This is a genomic window from Edaphobacter flagellatus, from assembly GCF_025264665.1.
Taxonomy (GTDB): Bacteria; Acidobacteriota; Terriglobia; order Terriglobales; family Acidobacteriaceae; genus Edaphobacter; species Edaphobacter flagellatus.
Genome location: NZ_CP073697.1, coordinates 1,187,501 through 1,203,158, shown reverse-complemented (window position 1 = coordinate 1,203,158; position 15,658 = coordinate 1,187,501). Strand labels below are relative to the sequence as shown.

Sequence of the window (15,658 nt, the reverse complement as noted above, 5' to 3'; positions counted from 1 at the left end):
CGTTCGAAACCTTAGTTGAAGCCGCGCCGTGTGCGATTGCGAGCGCTGTAGTCTTCCTGCTCGCGTTCGCGCATACGCTCGGCATATTTTGCAGCCTGATCGACGCGCTGCTTCTTTTCTGCGGCGGAGAAAACGCGTTCCTCGGCGCGGCTGATGCGCTTGTGAGCGTACATGCCTTCGAGCAGGAACTCGGCAGCGCTGACGGATGTTTCCGGTGCCGACTTGCTGCTGATCTCGAGGGGTTCCAGCTTCTCGAAGAGGCCTTGAATCTGCTGAAGCTCCTGAAACGAGGCTGCAGCGGGTTGCGAATCGTTGAGCTGTACCGTGCCTCCCAGATTGAACCACTGCTCGATCTGCTGTGTGTCGGTACCAGCGAAATACTTGTCAAAGATATGAGCGACTGAGGTGCGGATGATCTCACGGATGACGGTGTCAGCGCCGCGCATCTCGCCTTCATATTCAAGCTCAATCTTGCCGGTGATGCCGGGCAAGGCAGCATAGATGTCGCCGACACGCGGTACGACGAGGTGCTCACCGTGCAGGAAGGCACGACGCTCGGCGTTCGAAAGCACAAGCTCCATCGTGCTGATGGGGAGACGTTGCGAGACGCCGGACTTCTTGTCGACCTTCTTGTCCTCGCGTGCGACGAAGGCGATCTGCTCGATAATCTGACGAATGTAGTGGGGAATTTCGATGTTGACTGCAGGACGTTTCGACCATGCTTCCTGCGCAGTGATGGCGATGCCTTCCTCGATGTCTTCCGGATAGTGCGTGCGAATCTCAGAGCCGATACGGTCCTTAAGCGGTGTGACGATCTTGCCGCGAGCGGTGTAATCCTCAGGGTTCGCGCTGAAGACGATGGCCACGTCCAGCGGCAGGCGGACCGGGTATCCCTTAATCTGAACGTCGCCCTCCTGCATGATGTTGAAGAGCGCCACCTGAATTTTGCCGGCGAGGTCGGGGACTTCGTTGATGGCGAAGATACCTCGATTGGCGCGTGGCAGAAGGCCATAGTGCATCGTCAGCTCGGAGCCGAGATCCTGGTTGGAGCGTGCCGCTTTAATAGGATCGATGTCGCCGACCAGATCGGCCACAGTTACATCGGGTGTGGCGAGCTTCTCGACGAAGCGATCTTCCGGCGTAAGCCATGCGATCGGCGTGTCATCTCCGAGCTTCGCGATCAGGTCACGTGCATATTTGCTGATCGGTGCGTAAGGATTGTCATGAATTTCCGAACCGGCGACGTATGGAGTATGCGGATCCAGGAGTGCCGTCAACGACCGCAGAATGCGTGACTTCGCCTGTCCTCGCAGGCCCAGCAGAATGAAGTTATGCCGGGACAGCAGCGCGTTGACGATCTGCGGGACGACCGTATCTTCGTAGCCGACGATGCCGGGGAAGATGGTTTGCTTCGCGCGCAGCCTGGCGATCAGGTTCTCGCGAAGCTCGTCCTTGACCCCACGCGAGAGCCGTTCAGGGGTGTATTCGCTTTTGCGCAGAGAGCCGAGTGTCGCAGGAAGTGGGTTCGCCATGCCTAAGTATAGATGTTCGGCCCAGGCGAGTTGGCTCAACGGAATTGGGCTAGCCGCCAATCTCGTCGAGCAAGCCCTGCATCTCGGAGGCGGCATGCTGGTTGCCGGTACGCGCGGCGGCATCGAGCCCGAGGCGGAGCCGTGCGGCAGCTTCCTCGGAACGGCCAAGCTTTGCAAGCGTTTGTGCAGACATCTGGTAGGCCGGGACGTAGTCCGGGTTGTGCTGGAGCAGCGTGGTGAACTCTCTGAGCGCAAGGTCGGTGTTTCCGGCGGAGATGTGCGCCATCGCGAGGCCGTAGCGGGCGAAAGCGTCTGTGGGGTTCTGCTCAAGTACCTGGGTTAGAAGGGCAATACGATCCATATCTCGATGGTGCGATGCCGCATGTGGAGTTGGCAAGCCTGCGCGTGGAGCTGTTACGCCTAAGAGATTTACACTGGTAGAGATGAGCGAAGAGGTACTTGGAAGAAAAGTATGCGAGTCGCAGTCGGAACGCAGCGAAATCATCTTTCCGTCTGACGCGAACGCTTTGGGAAATCTATTTGGTGGTCGATTAATGCAGTACATCGACCTGGTGGGTGCTATGGCCGCCAGCCGCCATGCGCGGGCTATTACGGTGACAGCGAGCATGGACCATCTGGATTTCGTCGCGCCGGTACGGGTGGGTGAACTGCTGATTCTAAAGGCCAGTGTGAATCGCGCCTACCGCACTTCGATGGAGGTGGGCGTCAAGGCGATGGTTGAGGATGTGCAGCAGAACCGGTTGCGCCATGTCTCCTCGGCCTATCTGACCTTTGTGGCGGTAGACCAGCATGGCAACCGGCTGGCGGTGCCGCCGGTGATTCCGGAGACGGAGCACCAGAAGCGGCGCTATGAAGATGCTGGCCGCCGCCGCGAGATGCGTGGCAGTGAGACGCAGCGTAAAAAAGAGATGCGTGCCGCATTTGGCGACGAGTGGCACGTCTGAAGGAATCAGGAGAAAGAGCGATGGGACATACAGGAGCAGGAGTTCCGCAGGGGCCGCAGCCTCTGCACGGAGTAGCGCACGTTGTTGCAGTAGGTAGTGGCAAGGGCGGCGTCGGCAAGACGACCGTGGCGGTAAATCTTTCGGTTGCGCTGGCGAAGCTTGGCTACAAAGTTGGTCTGGTCGATGCGGATATCTACGGGCCGAATGTGCCGACGATGCTGGGTGCGACGCGGCAGCCGAATGTGCTCGAAGGCAATCGCATCGAGCCTATCCTGGCGCACGGCGTGAAGTTTATCTCCATCGGGTTGATCTCTCCTGGCGATAAGCCGCTGGTGATGCGTGGACCGATGCTGCATCAGATCATCCGGCAGTTTTTGCAGCAGGTGGAGTGGGGCGAGCTGGACTTCCTCATCATTGACCTGCCTCCAGGCACGGGCGATGTGGTCATCTCGCTGGTGCAGACGGTACCGTTGACGGGAGCGGTTGTTGTTTCGACCGGCTCGAATGTAGCTCTTGAGGATGCCCGTAAGGCGCTCGAGATGTTCCATCAGGTCAAGGTCGAGGTTCTGGGGATGGTCGAGAATATGTCGCAGATGACGCTGCCTACCGGCGAGGTGATCGATGTCTTCGGCGCAGGAGGGACGGAGCGGACAGCGGCGCAGTTCGGTCTGCCGTTCCTTGGAGCTGTCGATTTGAATCCGTCGATCCGCGAGGGCGGCGACAAGGGCTTGCCGGTTGCGTTGGCGGGGCCGGAATCGAAGCTGGCAGCCGAGTTTTATGGGATCGCGCAGCGTGTGGCTGACAAGGCGCGTGAGGTTGCCTCGAAAGATGAGGATGTGCTGGAGATAAGCTAGTGCAGCGATTCACTCAGCGTGTATTTGACGTGTGGGGTTAGACTGTTCTCGTGCGGGGGCAACCAATGGCAGAGCGAGAGAAGGTTACAGCGCGGCAACGCGCCATTCTGACTGCCATCATCGAGAGTTATATCGAGACAGGGGAGCCGGTTGGATCGGGAACGATTGCGCGGCTTCCTCATAGTGATGTCACGGCGATGAGCTCCGCCACCGTGCGCAACGAGATGGCTGAGCTTGCGGAAGCAGGGCTGCTGGAGCAGCCGCATACCTCGGCGGGACGCATTCCTACCGCCCGGGCCTTCCGCATGTATGTGGAGCAGTTGAGCGGCGGCGCGAATCCACGCATTGATGTGGCGCGGCTTCCAGTAAGCTCACGTCGCCAGATCGATTCGAGCTTTATCGGACTGGCCGGCACGCAGGCCGTCCTGGAGCGGACGTCGCATGTTCTGGCGACGCTTTCCAGCGGCGTCGGCGTTGCGATTGCAGCGGCTGCGGAGGGCGATCTTCTGGAGCATGTGCATTTTTCGCGGCTCGCTCCGGCACGGGTTCTGGCCGTTGTTGTAACGCGTTCCGGGATGGTGCATGACCGCGTTCTGGCGCTGGATCGCGATCTGACGCTCAGTGAATTGGAAACCGCGACGAACTTTCTGAATGAGCACTTCCGCGGCTGGAACGTTGAGCAGGTGCGCACGGAGCTGGCACACATGGTGGAGCGCGAGCGGAGCGAATATCAGCGGCTGCTCAACGCCGTGCAGCAGCTATGGCTCAAGACGGTTCCCGAGAGCGAAGCTCCCCAGCAGCCGGTGTATGTCGAAGGGGTCGCCAACCTGATCGGCGCCAATGTGGATACCGAACAGCTGCGCGAGATGCTGGCAGCGTTAGAAGCCAAGCAACGGCTGGTCGACCTGCTGAATGCTTATATCGATGCTCATCAGGAAAGCGTGCGTGTGATCTTCGACCTGGAAGAACAGGCTCCGGAGATGGCTGGTCTGGTGCTGATTGCTGCGCCGGCTCGCATGGGGGACGAAAATCGCGGAACGATTGGCGTAATCGGCAGTAAAAGAATGGATTACGAGAACACGATGAATGCAGTCAGTTACCTGTCGCGGGTCTTCGACCGTATCGCATTGCACTCCAAAGAGTAAGGGGTTACTAAAGTTGTCGCGACGGCTATGGCCGCCTTGTGGCAGTCTGGGCTTGCGTCATCGGCGATAATGGAAGAGGAATAACTTATGAGGAGAAATCATTCCATGAAGGACGAGACGACCGTACAGGCCGTGCAGGAGGGCGACGCTGTCACCAGCGCTGCCGAGGAGCGGAACGTACAGGACGCCACTGCCGCAGTGCAGGCGGAACTGGAGCAGGTGAAGGGCGAGCGCGATCAGTTGCTGGACAGGCTGGCGAGGCTTCAGGCGGAGTTCGACAACGCCCGTAAGCGCGAGGCCAAGGAGCGGCAGGATATGCGCGATTACACGATTTCAAACACGGTCGAGCCGTTTCTCGGCGTGATGGATAATTTTCAGCTGGCGCTTAAATCAGGGGGCTCGGCGGAGCAGCTGCGGGCTGGTGTTGAGCTTATTCTGAAGCAGATGGAAGATGCCTTGCGCGGCCTGAATGTAGTGGCCGTGGAAAGCGTCGGCGCGCAGTTTGATCCCCGAGTCCACGAGGCGCTGGGGAGCATCGAAACGAAAGAGTTTCCAGACCACCAGGTTCTGGAGGAGATTCGCCGAGGATATAAGGTTCGTGAGAAGCTGCTGCGGCCGGCTTTGGTAAAGATTGCCTCGAACCCGGCGATGATTAGCGATTAGCTGTAATAGCTGAAGAAGGTAGTTTGCAAGGATGAGTGCAACGTCGAACGTGACCAAAGTTGATTTTTATGAGGTCCTGAATGTCTCTCGAGATGCCTCCGATCAGGAGCTGAAGACTGCGTATCGCAAACTGGCGATGCAGTATCATCCTGACCGCAATCCCGGAGATCATGCTGCCGAAGAGAAGTTCAAGGAGTGCAGCGAAGCCTACCAGGTGCTGAGCGATCCGGAGAAGCGCGCGGCTTACGACCGCTACGGCCATGCCGCCTTTAATGGAGGCGGAGGTGGCGCAGGTCCGTTTGGCGGCGGTTTCGGCGGCGCACAGGATCTGGGCGACATCTTCGGCGACCTGTTCGGCGAGATGTTCAACATGGGCGGTTCCAGATCGCGGGCCTCGCGGGTCCAGCGCGGACGCGATCTGCGTTACGACCTGACGATCGAGTTTGAAGAGGCTGTCTTCGGTGTCGAGCGCGAGATCACGATTCGCCGCAGCGAGACGTGCACGGAGTGCAAGGGAACCGGCGCGGCCAAGGGGCGTCATCCGGTGACGTGCACGCAGTGCGATGGGCGTGGACAGCAGCGGTTTCAGCAGGGCTTCTTCTCTGTGGCGCGAACCTGCTCGGTGTGCGGCGGAACGGGAACGATGATTGTCGATCCGTGCTCGGTGTGCCGTGGCGAAACGCGCGTACAGATGGAGCACAAGATTCTGGTGAAGGTTCCAGCAGGCGTTGAGCAGGAAACGCGCATTCGCTATCAGGGCGAAGGTGAGGCTGGTAAGTTTGGCGGGCCGGCCGGCGATCTGTATGTGGTGCTCAATATCAAGGAGCACAAGTTCTTTGAGCGTGATGGCGACGACCTGCATTGCGTGATGCCGATCTCCTTTCCTCAGGCAGCACTGGGAACGGAGCTGGAGATACAGACTCTTGAGGGCATCGAGACGATCAAGATTCCCGAAGGGACGCAGAGCGGCCGCGAGTTCAAGCTACGGGGCAAAGGTGTTCCGCACCTGAACGAGCGGGGCAAGGGCGACCTGATCGTTGAGATTCGGGTTCAGACACCAGCGAAGCTCACCAGGCAGCAGCGGGAGCTTCTGCGGCAACTTGACGAGACGATCACGGTGGAGAATACGCCGACGTCCCGTGGTCTCTTCGACAAGGTCAAGGACATATTCCACTAGGCCCCCCTTATACCTTTTGTGTCAAAGTATTCAAAAGGCTAGAGTTATTTGGACACCCCTTATGGGGGTAAGCAAAAGCCCGGCTGGGAGGCCGGGCTTTACTTTTTCTGGATTGATTTAAGTATAGCGGGTAGAGAGTAACTAATCGGCACTTTCAAGCGATTGATAGGTAAGGGGTTATATAGATTTGGCTCTTGACAGAATTCAGGTAGCCCCGCGACCCCTACTGTAAGAACCTAGTCATTTTGGTGTGCGGCAAGAATGGCGATGGCGGAGATGGCTGCGGTTTCGGCGCGGAGGATGCGTGGACCGAGGGTGACGTGCTGCCAATGGTGCTGGGTGAAGAGGGACATTTCTTCGGAGGTCCAGCCGCCCTCGGGGCCGATGGCAAGGGCATACGTATCGGCAGGGTGCTTCCGGAGAGCCGTGGCGAGTGTGGTGTCCTGTTCGGTTTCGGAGAGCAGCAGACACGTGGTCGCGGTTTCCTGGTTAAGGGCGGTGGCGAGTGGAAGAGGCTCGGCGACCTCGGGGATAGAGGAGCGGCGGGACTGCTTGGCGGATTCGAGAGCGATGCGGCGCCAGCGTTCGACCCGCTTTGCTGCTGCCTGAGCGAGATGTTTTTCGGTGCGGCGGGCGAGGATGGGCGTGATTCGGTCGACGCCTAATTCGGTCGCTTTCTCGATGGCCCACTCCATGTGATCGAACTTAAAGACGGCGAGCAGGAGATGGAGAGGGAGAGCCGTGTCGGACTCAAGCTGTTCGTGCAGGGTGAAGACGACTTCGGCTGACAGAGGGCCGGAGGCAGGGCGAACGCTGGCGATTTCGGCACGGTGAAGGAAGCCGCCGGCGACGACATCATAGACCTGGCCGGGGGTGGCGCGTAGAACGCGGGCGAGGTGTTCGGCTTGTTCGCCAGTGAGGGTGGCGGATATGTCGGACCAGGTGTCGGCGATCCAGCGGCGTCGGGTCATTCCTCTAGAGTAGTCGTTGCGCTTGAGGAAGCGGCTCGATTGTCCTGGGGAATCGCGATGGTGAGAGGGCCCTGGTGATAGAGATCGATGTTGAGCGTAGCGGAGCGGCGGTGTGTCCAGACGTCCTGAGCTACAGGAAAGTGCAGCAGGACCATGCCTTCGGCTGAGTTTTCGGGGTTGATCAGGGTCTCGCGCAGAAGAGGCTCGGAGGAGAGGGCGCGCATGGCAGGGAAGACGGTATAGATGGTCTCCAGCTCCTGCTTCTCAGCGGCGGTTCCCTGGATCTGCTGCCCGTCGGCAGTGACGAGAGTTCCGGTGAAGTCCTTAAGGAAGAGAGGGAGGTTGAGGCGGTTGTCGACGTGCACGGTCACCAAGGCGTAGAGGTCGTCCTGCGACTGGTTGCGGCCTACCATGATGGTGCTGGAATTGAAGTTGGTGTGAGCAGGATAGATCGCGGTATGCGTGATGGTTGCGTCAGCGACACGATGGGGTGTGTAACGCAGAACGAGCGCAAGAGCGATGCCGAGAATTAAAAAGGCAATGAGGACAGGAGCCAGGAGATTGCGGCGTGCGGGTTGTGCAAACTTCAGGTCGGTCACTTTGCTCAAGCATAGCAAGCAAAGGCCGTAAATTGTTACGTTTCATACCCTTGGTGCCATCACGAAAGTATGTAGCCTTCTGGGGGATGAGAAGGTTACCTCGGTCGCAATACGTGTGAGCGGTCAACCCAAGGAGTTGTCTTTGTGGACAGCGTATTCGTCGAGAAGCACGGCGATGAGGGCAGCAGTGGGCACGGCGACCAGAGCTCCGGTGATGCCGGCGAGTGCGGTTCCGCAGAGGAGCGCGATCAGGACCGTGAGTCCAGAGAGATCGACACTGGAGCTCATGATGCGCGGCGTGAGGTAGGCATTTTCGATGTTGATGTAAACGACGTAGAAGGCGATGACGCCGAGCATCTTGGGCCAGGAGTCGACGGCTGCGATGCCGGCAGCGGCTGTGATGGTGAAGACTCCGCCAGCGACGGGGATGAGGTTGAAGAGCCCCATGAGGAAGCCGAGCAGCAGGAAGTAACGGACGTGCAGCAGGCCAAAGGCGATGGTGGAGCTGACGCCGAGGATGAGCATGAGAAGTCCCTGGCCGATGAGCCATTTGCTCATCTTCAACTCGGCGCGGCGCAGGGTGAGGTCGAGCCGAAGGCGCGGTGCGGGAGGGAAGAGCGAGAGGAAGAAACTGTAGGCGTGCTCGCCTTCGAGCATGAAGTAGATGCAGAGGAAGAGCGCGGTGAGGATATCGAAGAGATGGCTGATCCAGTTGGGGAGCGCGGTGACGAGATAGCTGGCGGTCGTGGCGAGTGCGCTTTCGGCGCGCGAAGCGATGGCGTCGACGCCGAGCCGGTTGGCGATGGGAAGTTTTTTCGCTTTGGCTACGATGCCGGGGATGCGTGAGGGCAGCTCGGTCGAAAACTGGTTGAGATCGCGCAGTACGGGAGGGAGTCCGACCATGAAGAAGAGGCCGAGGAGAAGGGCGACTCCGACGATGAGGAGAACGATGGCGATGGGGCGGGAGGGATGTCGGCCGCGAAACTTAAATTCGGTGATGCGGATAACGATGGGCATCAGCACGGCGGCGAAGAGCGCGCTGACGTAGATGATCATAAGCTCTTTGCCGAGGAGCCATGCGAGGTACAGGAGGATGACGATGCCGAAGGCGAAGAGAATGTGGCCGCGGATGAAGGTGCGGGATTGACGCTGTTCGGGAGTGAGGTTGATATCCAATGCCAGAGGTGGTTGCTCCATCGTCTTTGATGCAGAAAGGATACGGTGCGGTGGTCAGCGGCGGAGGTGCGGAGTCTGGTTCAGCGACTGCAGGATGGACTCGACGGTGGTTTGAGGGGTGTGGCTGGAGGTCTCGACGGTGATGTGAGCGAGGCGTGCGTAGAGAGGACGGCGGCGTGCGAAACGCTGTTCGGCGACGGCGGGATCGGCGAGGACGGGGCGGGCGATCTCCTGAAGCATGCAGCGGTCGAAGAGGGTAGGGAAGGGTGCGTCGAGGAAGATGGCGAGGGTCGCCGGTGTCTGCTCGATGAGGAGGCGGTTGGTGATCTCCTCGGGAGCGCCGCCGCCGAGGGCAAGGACGGTGTCAGGGCGACTGAGTGCGGAGGCGAGGGCGGTGGATTCCAGGCGGCGGAAGTGCGATTCGCCGTAGTGGGAGAAGAGCTCGGCGATGGTGGCGCCGGTGCGGTTTTCGATGTGCGTGTCGAGATCGAGGAAGTTCCAGCCGAGACGTGAGGCGAGCAGGCGGCCGACGGTGGATTTGCCGGCTCCCATGAACCCCGTGAGGACGATGCGGCGGACGGAGGCAGGGACGGCGTGCGCGACCGGGTGCTCGGACCGATTGAGTGTGTTGGGCTGTCTGGCTGGCATTGTGCTTTCTCCGTTGTATCGCAAACTTGAGGACAAACAAAAGCCGCGACCCTGGGGTCGCGGCTCGGGAAGATCGAAGTCTCTAAGGGATCAGCTCATCAGATAGCTTGTCTCAGAGAAGCATGCGAGGACTCTCCCGGCCGCAGAGGTGCGCCAATAGCAGAAGCTAAATCGGCCGGACTGGAGGTGCTTCGACATGCAGCTATAGCCTACACGCGGAGAAAACGGGTTGCAACTGCAAACCTGCCGTTGTCGGTCAGGCTTTCTGTGGGTCGATGATGGGAGCGGCGTCTGCAGCGAGGCCTTCCTGAATCTTCTTCCAGACGTTGTCGCTTGGTTCGTGTGTGGGTTCGAGGAGCTGCCGAGCCTGATCGGCGATGTACTGGAGATCGCGGACAAGGGCAGAACAGTTTTCGCAGGTCTTCAGATGCTCCTGTACAGCGGGATCATCGAGAGAACCTTCTCCACCTGCGGCAAAATATTCCGGCAAATGGTCCTGAAACTCGACACAAGACAGTTTTGCAGTAGAACCGGGATGAGAGTTTTGCGAAGTCATAGCGCCGCTTCCTTCAGATCGGCTTGTGTTGTTGGCTCCGTTTGACGGAGCAGCTCCCTGAGCTTCAAGCGAGCCTTGTGGAGCTGAGATTTGCTGTTGCCAGTCGAGCAGTCGAGCATCGTGGCAATCTCGTTGTGCTCGAAGCCTTCGACGTCGTGCAGGACAAATACCATGCGATAACCCGGGGGGAGCGAAGCGACGGCGCGCTCAAGCGCGACGCGATCGACTGAGCCGGAGAGCTGAATGTCGCGGCTGCCGAAGTCACGCTTCGGCGCATCTTCTTCAGAAGGGTTGATGGTCTCTTCAAGCGAGACAAGCTGGAGGCCCTTCTTGCGCAGGTGCATCAGGACGAGATTAACCGTGAGTCTGTGCAGCCAGGTGGAGAAGGCGCTCTCGCCCCGGAAGCTGCCGATCTTGCGGAAGAGATGCAGAAAGGCTTCCTGGGTCATGTCCTCGGCTTCAGAAACATTGCCGAGCATGCGCAGACAGAGGGTATAGACCCTGCGCTTATGCAGTGCATAGAGCCTGGAGAAAGCCTCGGCATCGCCCGACTTGGCGCGCTCAATTGCCTCGGCTTCGCCGGCAATCGGAGGATTTCGTTTGAACAGTCCTGGACCGGTCGTCGGTTCACTCATTTGCAGGCCTTGAATTTCCATGGCTTAACTCCGGGTCGGTATGTTTCGGTCAACGCTTCGTTTCGCCTGTTCTTAAGCCTACTGAAAAGAAGAGAAAATTGCATGTTATGGAATTTGAATGCTTTACGGGGAAAAAGGTTGTGTCGGGGATGTGCAGATTCTGCAAGAAACGATATTGCAAGTGCTTAGCTTCCGATGTAGCGCGCGTAAAGTGTGCGCGCTACGGTGGTGTCCGTAGTTCCCTGCACGATGGCTCGACCATCGGCAAAAAGCGTGATGGTGTACGGAGGGCGCTCGAAGCGCAGGAGGAGCTCGTTGAAGCGTACGGTGCCGTGGGGCGCAAGACGTTCGCGCATGGAGGCGAAGTCGACGGGGCGATGGTGCTCGTGAATCTGTACGGAGTTGCGTCCGCAGAGCGTGATGTGTGGGCGTCCTTCGCCTGCAAGGTGGGCAAAGATGCGTTGGCCACAGACCTCACAGTCGGGGCGAGGTTTTGCCGATGATATTTCGGAGCGTTCGGACGACCAGAGATCGAAGGAGAGCAATGTGCGCCGCATGCGTGCGGATTGGCCGGTAAGGAGCTTGAGGGCTTCGGTGACCTGGATGGAGGCAGCGAAGTTGACGGCGGTGGAGAGGATGCCTGCGGTGTCGCAGGTTTCGACTGGGCCGCTGGGCGGTTTTGGAAAGACGCAGGCGAGGCAGGCGGTGGGCTCCCATGACAGTGTTGCATCTGCTTCGCCACGGGGGAGGATGTTCATCGTTGCGGCGTAGGCTCCAATGGCGGCGGCATAGATCCAGGGCTTTCCCTGCTCGACGGCGTAATCGTTGATGAGGTAGCGGGTTTCGAAGTTGTCGGTTGCATCGAGGATGAGATTGGCTTCGGCGAGCAGCTCCGCGATATTGGCTGGGACCAGATCGGTTACATACGCATAAACGGTAATGCCGGAGTTGAATTGGGCGATCTTGCGGCGTGCGGCTTCGGCTTTAGGAAGCGCCTCGCGGGCGTCCTGCTCATCAAAGAGAACCTGACGCTGAAGATTGGAGAACTCGACGAAATCGCGGTCGATGAGCGTGAGCGTTCCGACGCCAGCGCGGGCCAGAAGGGAGGCGGCAGCGGCACCGGTTGCTCCACAGCCTACGATAGCGACGTGTGCGCGTAAGAGGGCAAGCTGTCCGTCTGCTCCAATGCCGGGAAAGAGAACCTGGCGGGAGTAGCGCTCCCGGTCATCGATGGGAGGGGGCGCTGCTGGATCTGCCTGAGGAGAGGGCATCACAGAGGGGGCGGTATCGAGCGAAGTTTGAGGCATAGAGGCTCGTGTTTTGGCCACCGAAGGAGGCAGCTCTTTTCGTAGTATAGGGAATGCACCATAAGAAGGGCGAACCGTCAGGGCGCGAGACGGAAGGAACGGCATCCAAGCAATAGAGGTTGCTGTCGTTGGACGGGTGCGAAGGGTCAAAAACACGGCGCGTTATATGAACTGCGAGAAGGATGGGCGTATTTGTTGGGTCAGTTGCAGCGAGGTCGAACGGCAAGGCAGCCAGGCCGGGTGAGGTGGAGACACGCCTCGCTTGAGTTGAGCCGGGCGTCTTTGGCGGCGTTGTTTCTGCTTGCGTGCCTGATCCCGATGGGGCGGGCCCAGAATGTACCGGCTGCGATTCCGTCCGATGGTGCGGAGACGGAGCAGGCTCCATCACAAGGGAACAATTCATTGCGGGGACTGCGTGTTGCTCAGACACAGCGGCAGGCGCTGGTGGTTGGACCGGGGTTGGCGGCGTCGGTGTGGCAGTGGAAGGGCGTGCGTGTCGACCGCATCGAGTTTGAGGGCGTGACCTTCGATAAGGAAGATACGCTGCCGAATGAACTGATGCAGAAGGTAGGTGAGCCTCTGGACCCGGAGAAGGTGCGCGCCAGCACGAGGCGGCTCTTCCGCAGTGGGCGATACCGCGACATCACGGTGCGAGGGGAGCGTACGGGCGATGGCATGGTGTTGGTCTTTGCCGGCGTTCCGCGGTTTTATGTCGGGCGCGTGACGATCTCGGGAGTGAAGAGCGATCGATTGGCATCGTTGCTGGAGTACGGCACGAAGCTGACACCTGGCACGGCTTATACCGAATCGTCGCTTGCGAATGGGACGGATGGGATACGCGAGATTCTGCGCCAGCAGGGGTATTACGAACCGAAGATTTTTGCGGGAACGGCGCTGGACAAGGCCAACATCCAGATCAATGTGGATTATGACGTCGATGTTGGCCCACAGGCGCGGATTGGCAATGTGACGGTGGAGAGTGCAGACCTTGGCATGACGCTCGATCAGTTTCGCAAGAAGGGCAAGCTGAAACAGGGAAGCAAGGTGAATCGCGATACGACGACCAACGCACTGAGCAAGTTGCGTTCACAGTATCAAAAGCGTGACCGCCTGGAGGCTACGGTCAGCGTGCAGAAACAGGATTACGTTCCATCGCGTCGCCAGGTGGATTATGACTTCCACGTCGTCCAGGGACCCGAGGTGAAGGTGCTGGTGGAAGGCGTAAAGGTTTCGCGCAGCCGGCTGCATCTCCTGGTCCCGATCTTCGAGGAAGGAACGATTGACAATGACCTGCTGAATGAAGGGATGCACAACATCCGCGACTTTGTGCAGCAGCAGGGATATTTTGATGCAACGGTCGAAGTGAAGGTGATCGGCGAAGGGTCGCAGAACGAGAGTGTGGTGTTTGTCGTTGATCGTGGCATCAAGCACAAAGTGACGGAAGTGACGCTGAAGGGGAACAAATATTTTTCCGACGATATTCTCCGTGAGCGTATGCGGGTGAAGAAGGCGGATGCCTATCTGCGGAGCGGTCGGTATAGCCCCGGGTTGGTGGCCAGCGATGTGAGTGCGATTCAGGCACTATACAGAGCGAATGGTTTTGATGAGGCGCAGGTGACGACGGATGTGAAGGACCGTGATACGTCGGGTACAAAGGGACGGATCACGGTGGTCTACAACATCGTTGAAGGGCCGCAGAAGAAATTTGGCACGATTGATCTGGTAGGCGTGGATGCAACCCGGATGCAGGATGTAAAAGGGCTGATGAACGCGCAGGAGGGGCAGCCGTTTTCGCTGGCGACGCTTTCGGGAGATCGTGACACGGTGCTTTCGTACTATCTGAGCCACGGTTTCGATCAGGTGAAGGTCGATGTTCAGATTCATAAAGAGGCAAAGGTCGCAACCAATACGGATGTGGTGTTGACCGTGGATGAAGGGCAGCAGGTGTTTGTGGATCGCGTGCTGCTGTCGGGCTTGCACTTTACGCGGCCAAAGGTAGTAGAGAACCGAATTTTAGTGCATCCTGGTGATCCTCTGGACCAGAGCGCCTTGCTGGAGACGCAGCGAAATCTTTACAACCTGGCGCTCTTCAATGAAGTGATTACAGCCGTGCAGAATCCGACGGGAGATGCGCCGCGCAAAAATACACTGGTGCAGGCGACAGAGGCCAAGCGCTGGAATGTGACGTATGGCTTCGGCTTTGAGGCGCAGACGGGAAATCCCGGAGGGACGAACCAGACGAACGGGAAGACGAGCTACTCGCCTGAGGGTAGGACGGGCGTGAGCCCACGTGTTTCGCTGGATGTATCGCGTATTAATCTGCGTGGCACAGAGGATTCGGTGACGCTGCATTCGACGTACGGATTGCTGGAGCAGATTGCGATTGTGACGCTGCAGAATCCGCACTTCATGAATGCAAAGAATTTCTCGGCGGCGATCTCGGGTGGGTATAGCAACATTCAGAACATCACGACATTTGCCTCGTCGACACTGCAGGCAGATTTTCGTTTCACGCAGAAGTGGAAACGCACGGATACTTTCATCTACGACTTTCTCTATCGACGTGTAAAGGTGGATCAGAATAGCCTGCAGATCGCTCCTGAACTGATTCCGCTGCTCTCGCAACCGGTGCGTGTCGGAGGACCCAGTTTGACGTGGTTCCACGATACGCGGCAGCCGAATCCTTTGGACGCGAACAAAGGCCTGTATGCTTCGCTGCAGCTATTCTATGCGTCATCGAAGTTCGGATCGCAGACGGACTTCTTCAAGGTGGATGCTACGAACTCCACATACTATCGCCTCTTCAACAAGAGATATACGCTGGCGAGAAATACCCGAATTGGCTACGAAAATGACTCGGGTGTAAATCCGAATGCGGGCAATCCAGTTTGCGCTGGAATACTGCTGACGACGAATCCTACCTGCAATGCGGTGCCTCTGCCTGAGAGGCTCTATGCAGGTGGAGCGACCTCCCACAGAGGCTTTGGCATCAACGGAGCCGGTCCGCGCGACTTGCAGACGGGCTATCCGGTTGGCGGCTCTGCGGCGTTTGTGAATACGACGGAGCTGCGTATGCCTCCTCCCACTCTGCCTTATGTCGGCGATAGCGTGAGCCTGGTGCTGTTTCATGACATGGGCAACGTTTTTCAGAACGCGGAGGACATGTTTCCCAGCTTCCTGCGGTTCCGTCAAAAGAACCGCGATACATGCCGCAATGTTTCAGGCACGATCGGAACCTGTGACTTCAACTATTTTTCGCATGCCATCGGTGTAGGTGCGCGCTACAGAACACCGGTCGGTCCGGTGCGCTTTGACTTCAGCTATAACCTGAATCCACCGATCTATCCGGTGATTGATTCGGCGGATCCACCTCATGTGGGACAGGGGAGCCACTTTAATTTCTTCTTCAGTATTGGGCAGAGTTTTTAGA

Annotated in this window: 15 protein-coding genes; 6 read left to right on the top strand and 9 right to left on the bottom strand. The window is 58.6% G+C overall.

What is annotated here, in order from left to right:
* Window positions 1-11 precede the first annotated feature (11 nt).
* Together KFE13_RS04940 and KFE13_RS04935 are read right to left on the bottom strand one after the other, a co-directional pair.
* Entirely contained in the window at window positions 12-1,532 is a 1,521-nt protein-coding gene (locus KFE13_RS04940; RefSeq protein ID WP_260706062.1) for a sigma 54-interacting transcriptional regulator, read from the bottom strand.
* 49 nt (window positions 1,533-1,581) lie between these two features.
* The gene (locus tag KFE13_RS04935) at window positions 1,582-1,893 is read right to left on the bottom strand and encodes a tetratricopeptide repeat protein (protein ID WP_260706061.1); all 312 of its coding nucleotides are present in this window, start codon (window positions 1,891-1,893) and stop codon (window positions 1,582-1,584) included.
* 82 nt (window positions 1,894-1,975) lie between these two features.
* Here KFE13_RS04935 and KFE13_RS04930 point away from each other — a divergent pair, with 82 nt between their 5' ends.
* The 5 genes from KFE13_RS04930 (at window position 1,976) to dnaJ (ending at window position 6,336) form a co-directional block, all read left to right on the top strand.
* Window positions 1,976-2,497, top strand: coding sequence for an acyl-CoA thioesterase (locus KFE13_RS04930; RefSeq protein ID WP_260706060.1), 522 nt, complete (start codon window positions 1,976-1,978; stop codon window positions 2,495-2,497).
* A gap of 20 nt (window positions 2,498-2,517) precedes the next feature.
* A complete protein-coding gene (locus KFE13_RS04925; protein WP_260706059.1) occupies window positions 2,518-3,351 on the top strand; it encodes an Mrp/NBP35 family ATP-binding protein in 834 nt (277 codons plus the stop codon).
* A 65-nt stretch (window positions 3,352-3,416) separates the two neighbouring features.
* Window positions 3,417-4,496, top strand: a complete 1,080-nt coding sequence (gene hrcA / locus KFE13_RS04920; protein ID WP_260706058.1) for a heat-inducible transcriptional repressor HrcA — start codon at window positions 3,417-3,419, stop codon at window positions 4,494-4,496.
* Between the two features lie 105 nt (window positions 4,497-4,601).
* Window positions 4,602-5,159, top strand: coding sequence for a nucleotide exchange factor GrpE (locus KFE13_RS04915; protein WP_260706057.1), 558 nt, complete (start codon window positions 4,602-4,604; stop codon window positions 5,157-5,159).
* 31 nt (window positions 5,160-5,190) lie between these two features.
* Complete coding sequence (gene dnaJ, locus KFE13_RS04910) at window positions 5,191-6,336, top strand: molecular chaperone DnaJ (RefSeq protein ID WP_313900682.1); 1,146 nt, start codon at window positions 5,191-5,193, stop codon at window positions 6,334-6,336.
* A 236-nt stretch (window positions 6,337-6,572) separates the two neighbouring features.
* On the opposite strand, the gene KFE13_RS04905 is transcribed toward dnaJ, so the two are convergent.
* The 7 genes from KFE13_RS04905 to KFE13_RS04875 all read right to left on the bottom strand — a co-directional run bounded on the left by KFE13_RS04905 (window position 6,573) and on the right by KFE13_RS04875 (window position 12,192).
* Entirely contained in the window at window positions 6,573-7,307 is a 735-nt protein-coding gene (locus KFE13_RS04905) for an RsmE family RNA methyltransferase (RefSeq protein ID WP_260706056.1), read from the bottom strand.
* On the bottom strand, window positions 7,304-7,915 hold the full coding sequence (locus KFE13_RS04900) for a hypothetical protein (RefSeq protein WP_260706055.1): 612 nt from the start codon (window positions 7,913-7,915) through the stop codon (window positions 7,304-7,306). Before KFE13_RS04900 ends, KFE13_RS04905 begins: the two co-directional genes overlap by 4 nt.
* 114 nt (window positions 7,916-8,029) lie before the next feature.
* Window positions 8,030-9,103 (bottom strand): AI-2E family transporter, encoded by a 1,074-nt coding sequence (locus KFE13_RS04895; protein WP_260706054.1) that lies wholly within the window; start codon window positions 9,101-9,103, stop codon window positions 8,030-8,032.
* A 33-nt stretch (window positions 9,104-9,136) separates the two neighbouring features.
* A complete protein-coding gene (locus KFE13_RS04890; RefSeq protein WP_260706053.1) occupies window positions 9,137-9,730 on the bottom strand; it encodes a shikimate kinase in 594 nt (197 codons plus the stop codon).
* A gap of 256 nt (window positions 9,731-9,986) precedes the next feature.
* Window positions 9,987-10,286 (bottom strand): anti-sigma factor family protein, encoded by a 300-nt coding sequence (locus KFE13_RS04885; protein WP_260706052.1) that lies wholly within the window; start codon window positions 10,284-10,286, stop codon window positions 9,987-9,989.
* A complete protein-coding gene (locus tag KFE13_RS04880) occupies window positions 10,283-10,921 on the bottom strand; it encodes an RNA polymerase sigma factor (protein WP_260706051.1) in 639 nt (212 codons plus the stop codon). Before KFE13_RS04880 ends, KFE13_RS04885 begins: the two co-directional genes overlap by 4 nt.
* A 185-nt stretch (window positions 10,922-11,106) precedes the next feature.
* A complete protein-coding gene (locus KFE13_RS04875; protein WP_260706909.1) occupies window positions 11,107-12,192 on the bottom strand; it encodes a ThiF family adenylyltransferase in 1,086 nt (361 codons plus the stop codon).
* A 318-nt stretch (window positions 12,193-12,510) separates the two neighbouring features.
* On the opposite strand from KFE13_RS04875, the gene KFE13_RS04870 reads away from it, so the two are divergent.
* Window positions 12,511-15,657 carry a POTRA domain-containing protein gene (locus tag KFE13_RS04870; protein WP_260706050.1) on the top strand — a complete coding sequence of 1,049 codons (3,147 nt, stop codon included), beginning with the start codon at window positions 12,511-12,513 and terminating at the stop codon, window positions 15,655-15,657.
* The last annotated feature ends 1 nt before the right edge of the window (window position 15,658 follow it).

Coding starts and splice junctions, on each gene's coding strand:
- KFE13_RS04940 (WP_260706062.1), bottom strand. CDS start 1,532: ATGGCGAACCCACTTCCTGCGACACTCGGCTCTCTGCGCAAAAGCGAA.
- KFE13_RS04880 (WP_260706051.1), bottom strand. CDS start 10,921: ATGAGTGAACCGACGACCGGTCCAGGACTGTTCAAACGAAATCCTCCG.
- KFE13_RS04905 (WP_260706056.1), bottom strand. CDS start 7,307: ATGACCCGACGCCGCTGGATCGCCGACACCTGGTCCGACATATCCGCC.
- hrcA (WP_260706058.1), top strand. CDS start 3,417: ATGGCAGAGCGAGAGAAGGTTACAGCGCGGCAACGCGCCATTCTGACT.
- dnaJ (WP_313900682.1), top strand. CDS start 5,191: ATGAGTGCAACGTCGAACGTGACCAAAGTTGATTTTTATGAGGTCCTG.
- KFE13_RS04895 (WP_260706054.1), bottom strand. CDS start 9,103: ATGGAGCAACCACCTCTGGCATTGGATATCAACCTCACTCCCGAACAG.
- KFE13_RS04885 (WP_260706052.1), bottom strand. CDS start 10,286: ATGACTTCGCAAAACTCTCATCCCGGTTCTACTGCAAAACTGTCTTGT.
- KFE13_RS04935 (WP_260706061.1), bottom strand. CDS start 1,893: ATGGATCGTATTGCCCTTCTAACCCAGGTACTTGAGCAGAACCCCACA.
- KFE13_RS04875 (WP_260706909.1), bottom strand. CDS start 12,192: ATGCCCTCTCCTCAGGCAGATCCAGCAGCGCCCCCTCCCATCGATGAC.
- KFE13_RS04930 (WP_260706060.1), top strand. CDS start 1,976: ATGAGCGAAGAGGTACTTGGAAGAAAAGTATGCGAGTCGCAGTCGGAA.
- KFE13_RS04925 (WP_260706059.1), top strand. CDS start 2,518: ATGGGACATACAGGAGCAGGAGTTCCGCAGGGGCCGCAGCCTCTGCAC.
- KFE13_RS04915 (WP_260706057.1), top strand. CDS start 4,602: ATGAAGGACGAGACGACCGTACAGGCCGTGCAGGAGGGCGACGCTGTC.
- KFE13_RS04890 (WP_260706053.1), bottom strand. CDS start 9,730: ATGCCAGCCAGACAGCCCAACACACTCAATCGGTCCGAGCACCCGGTC.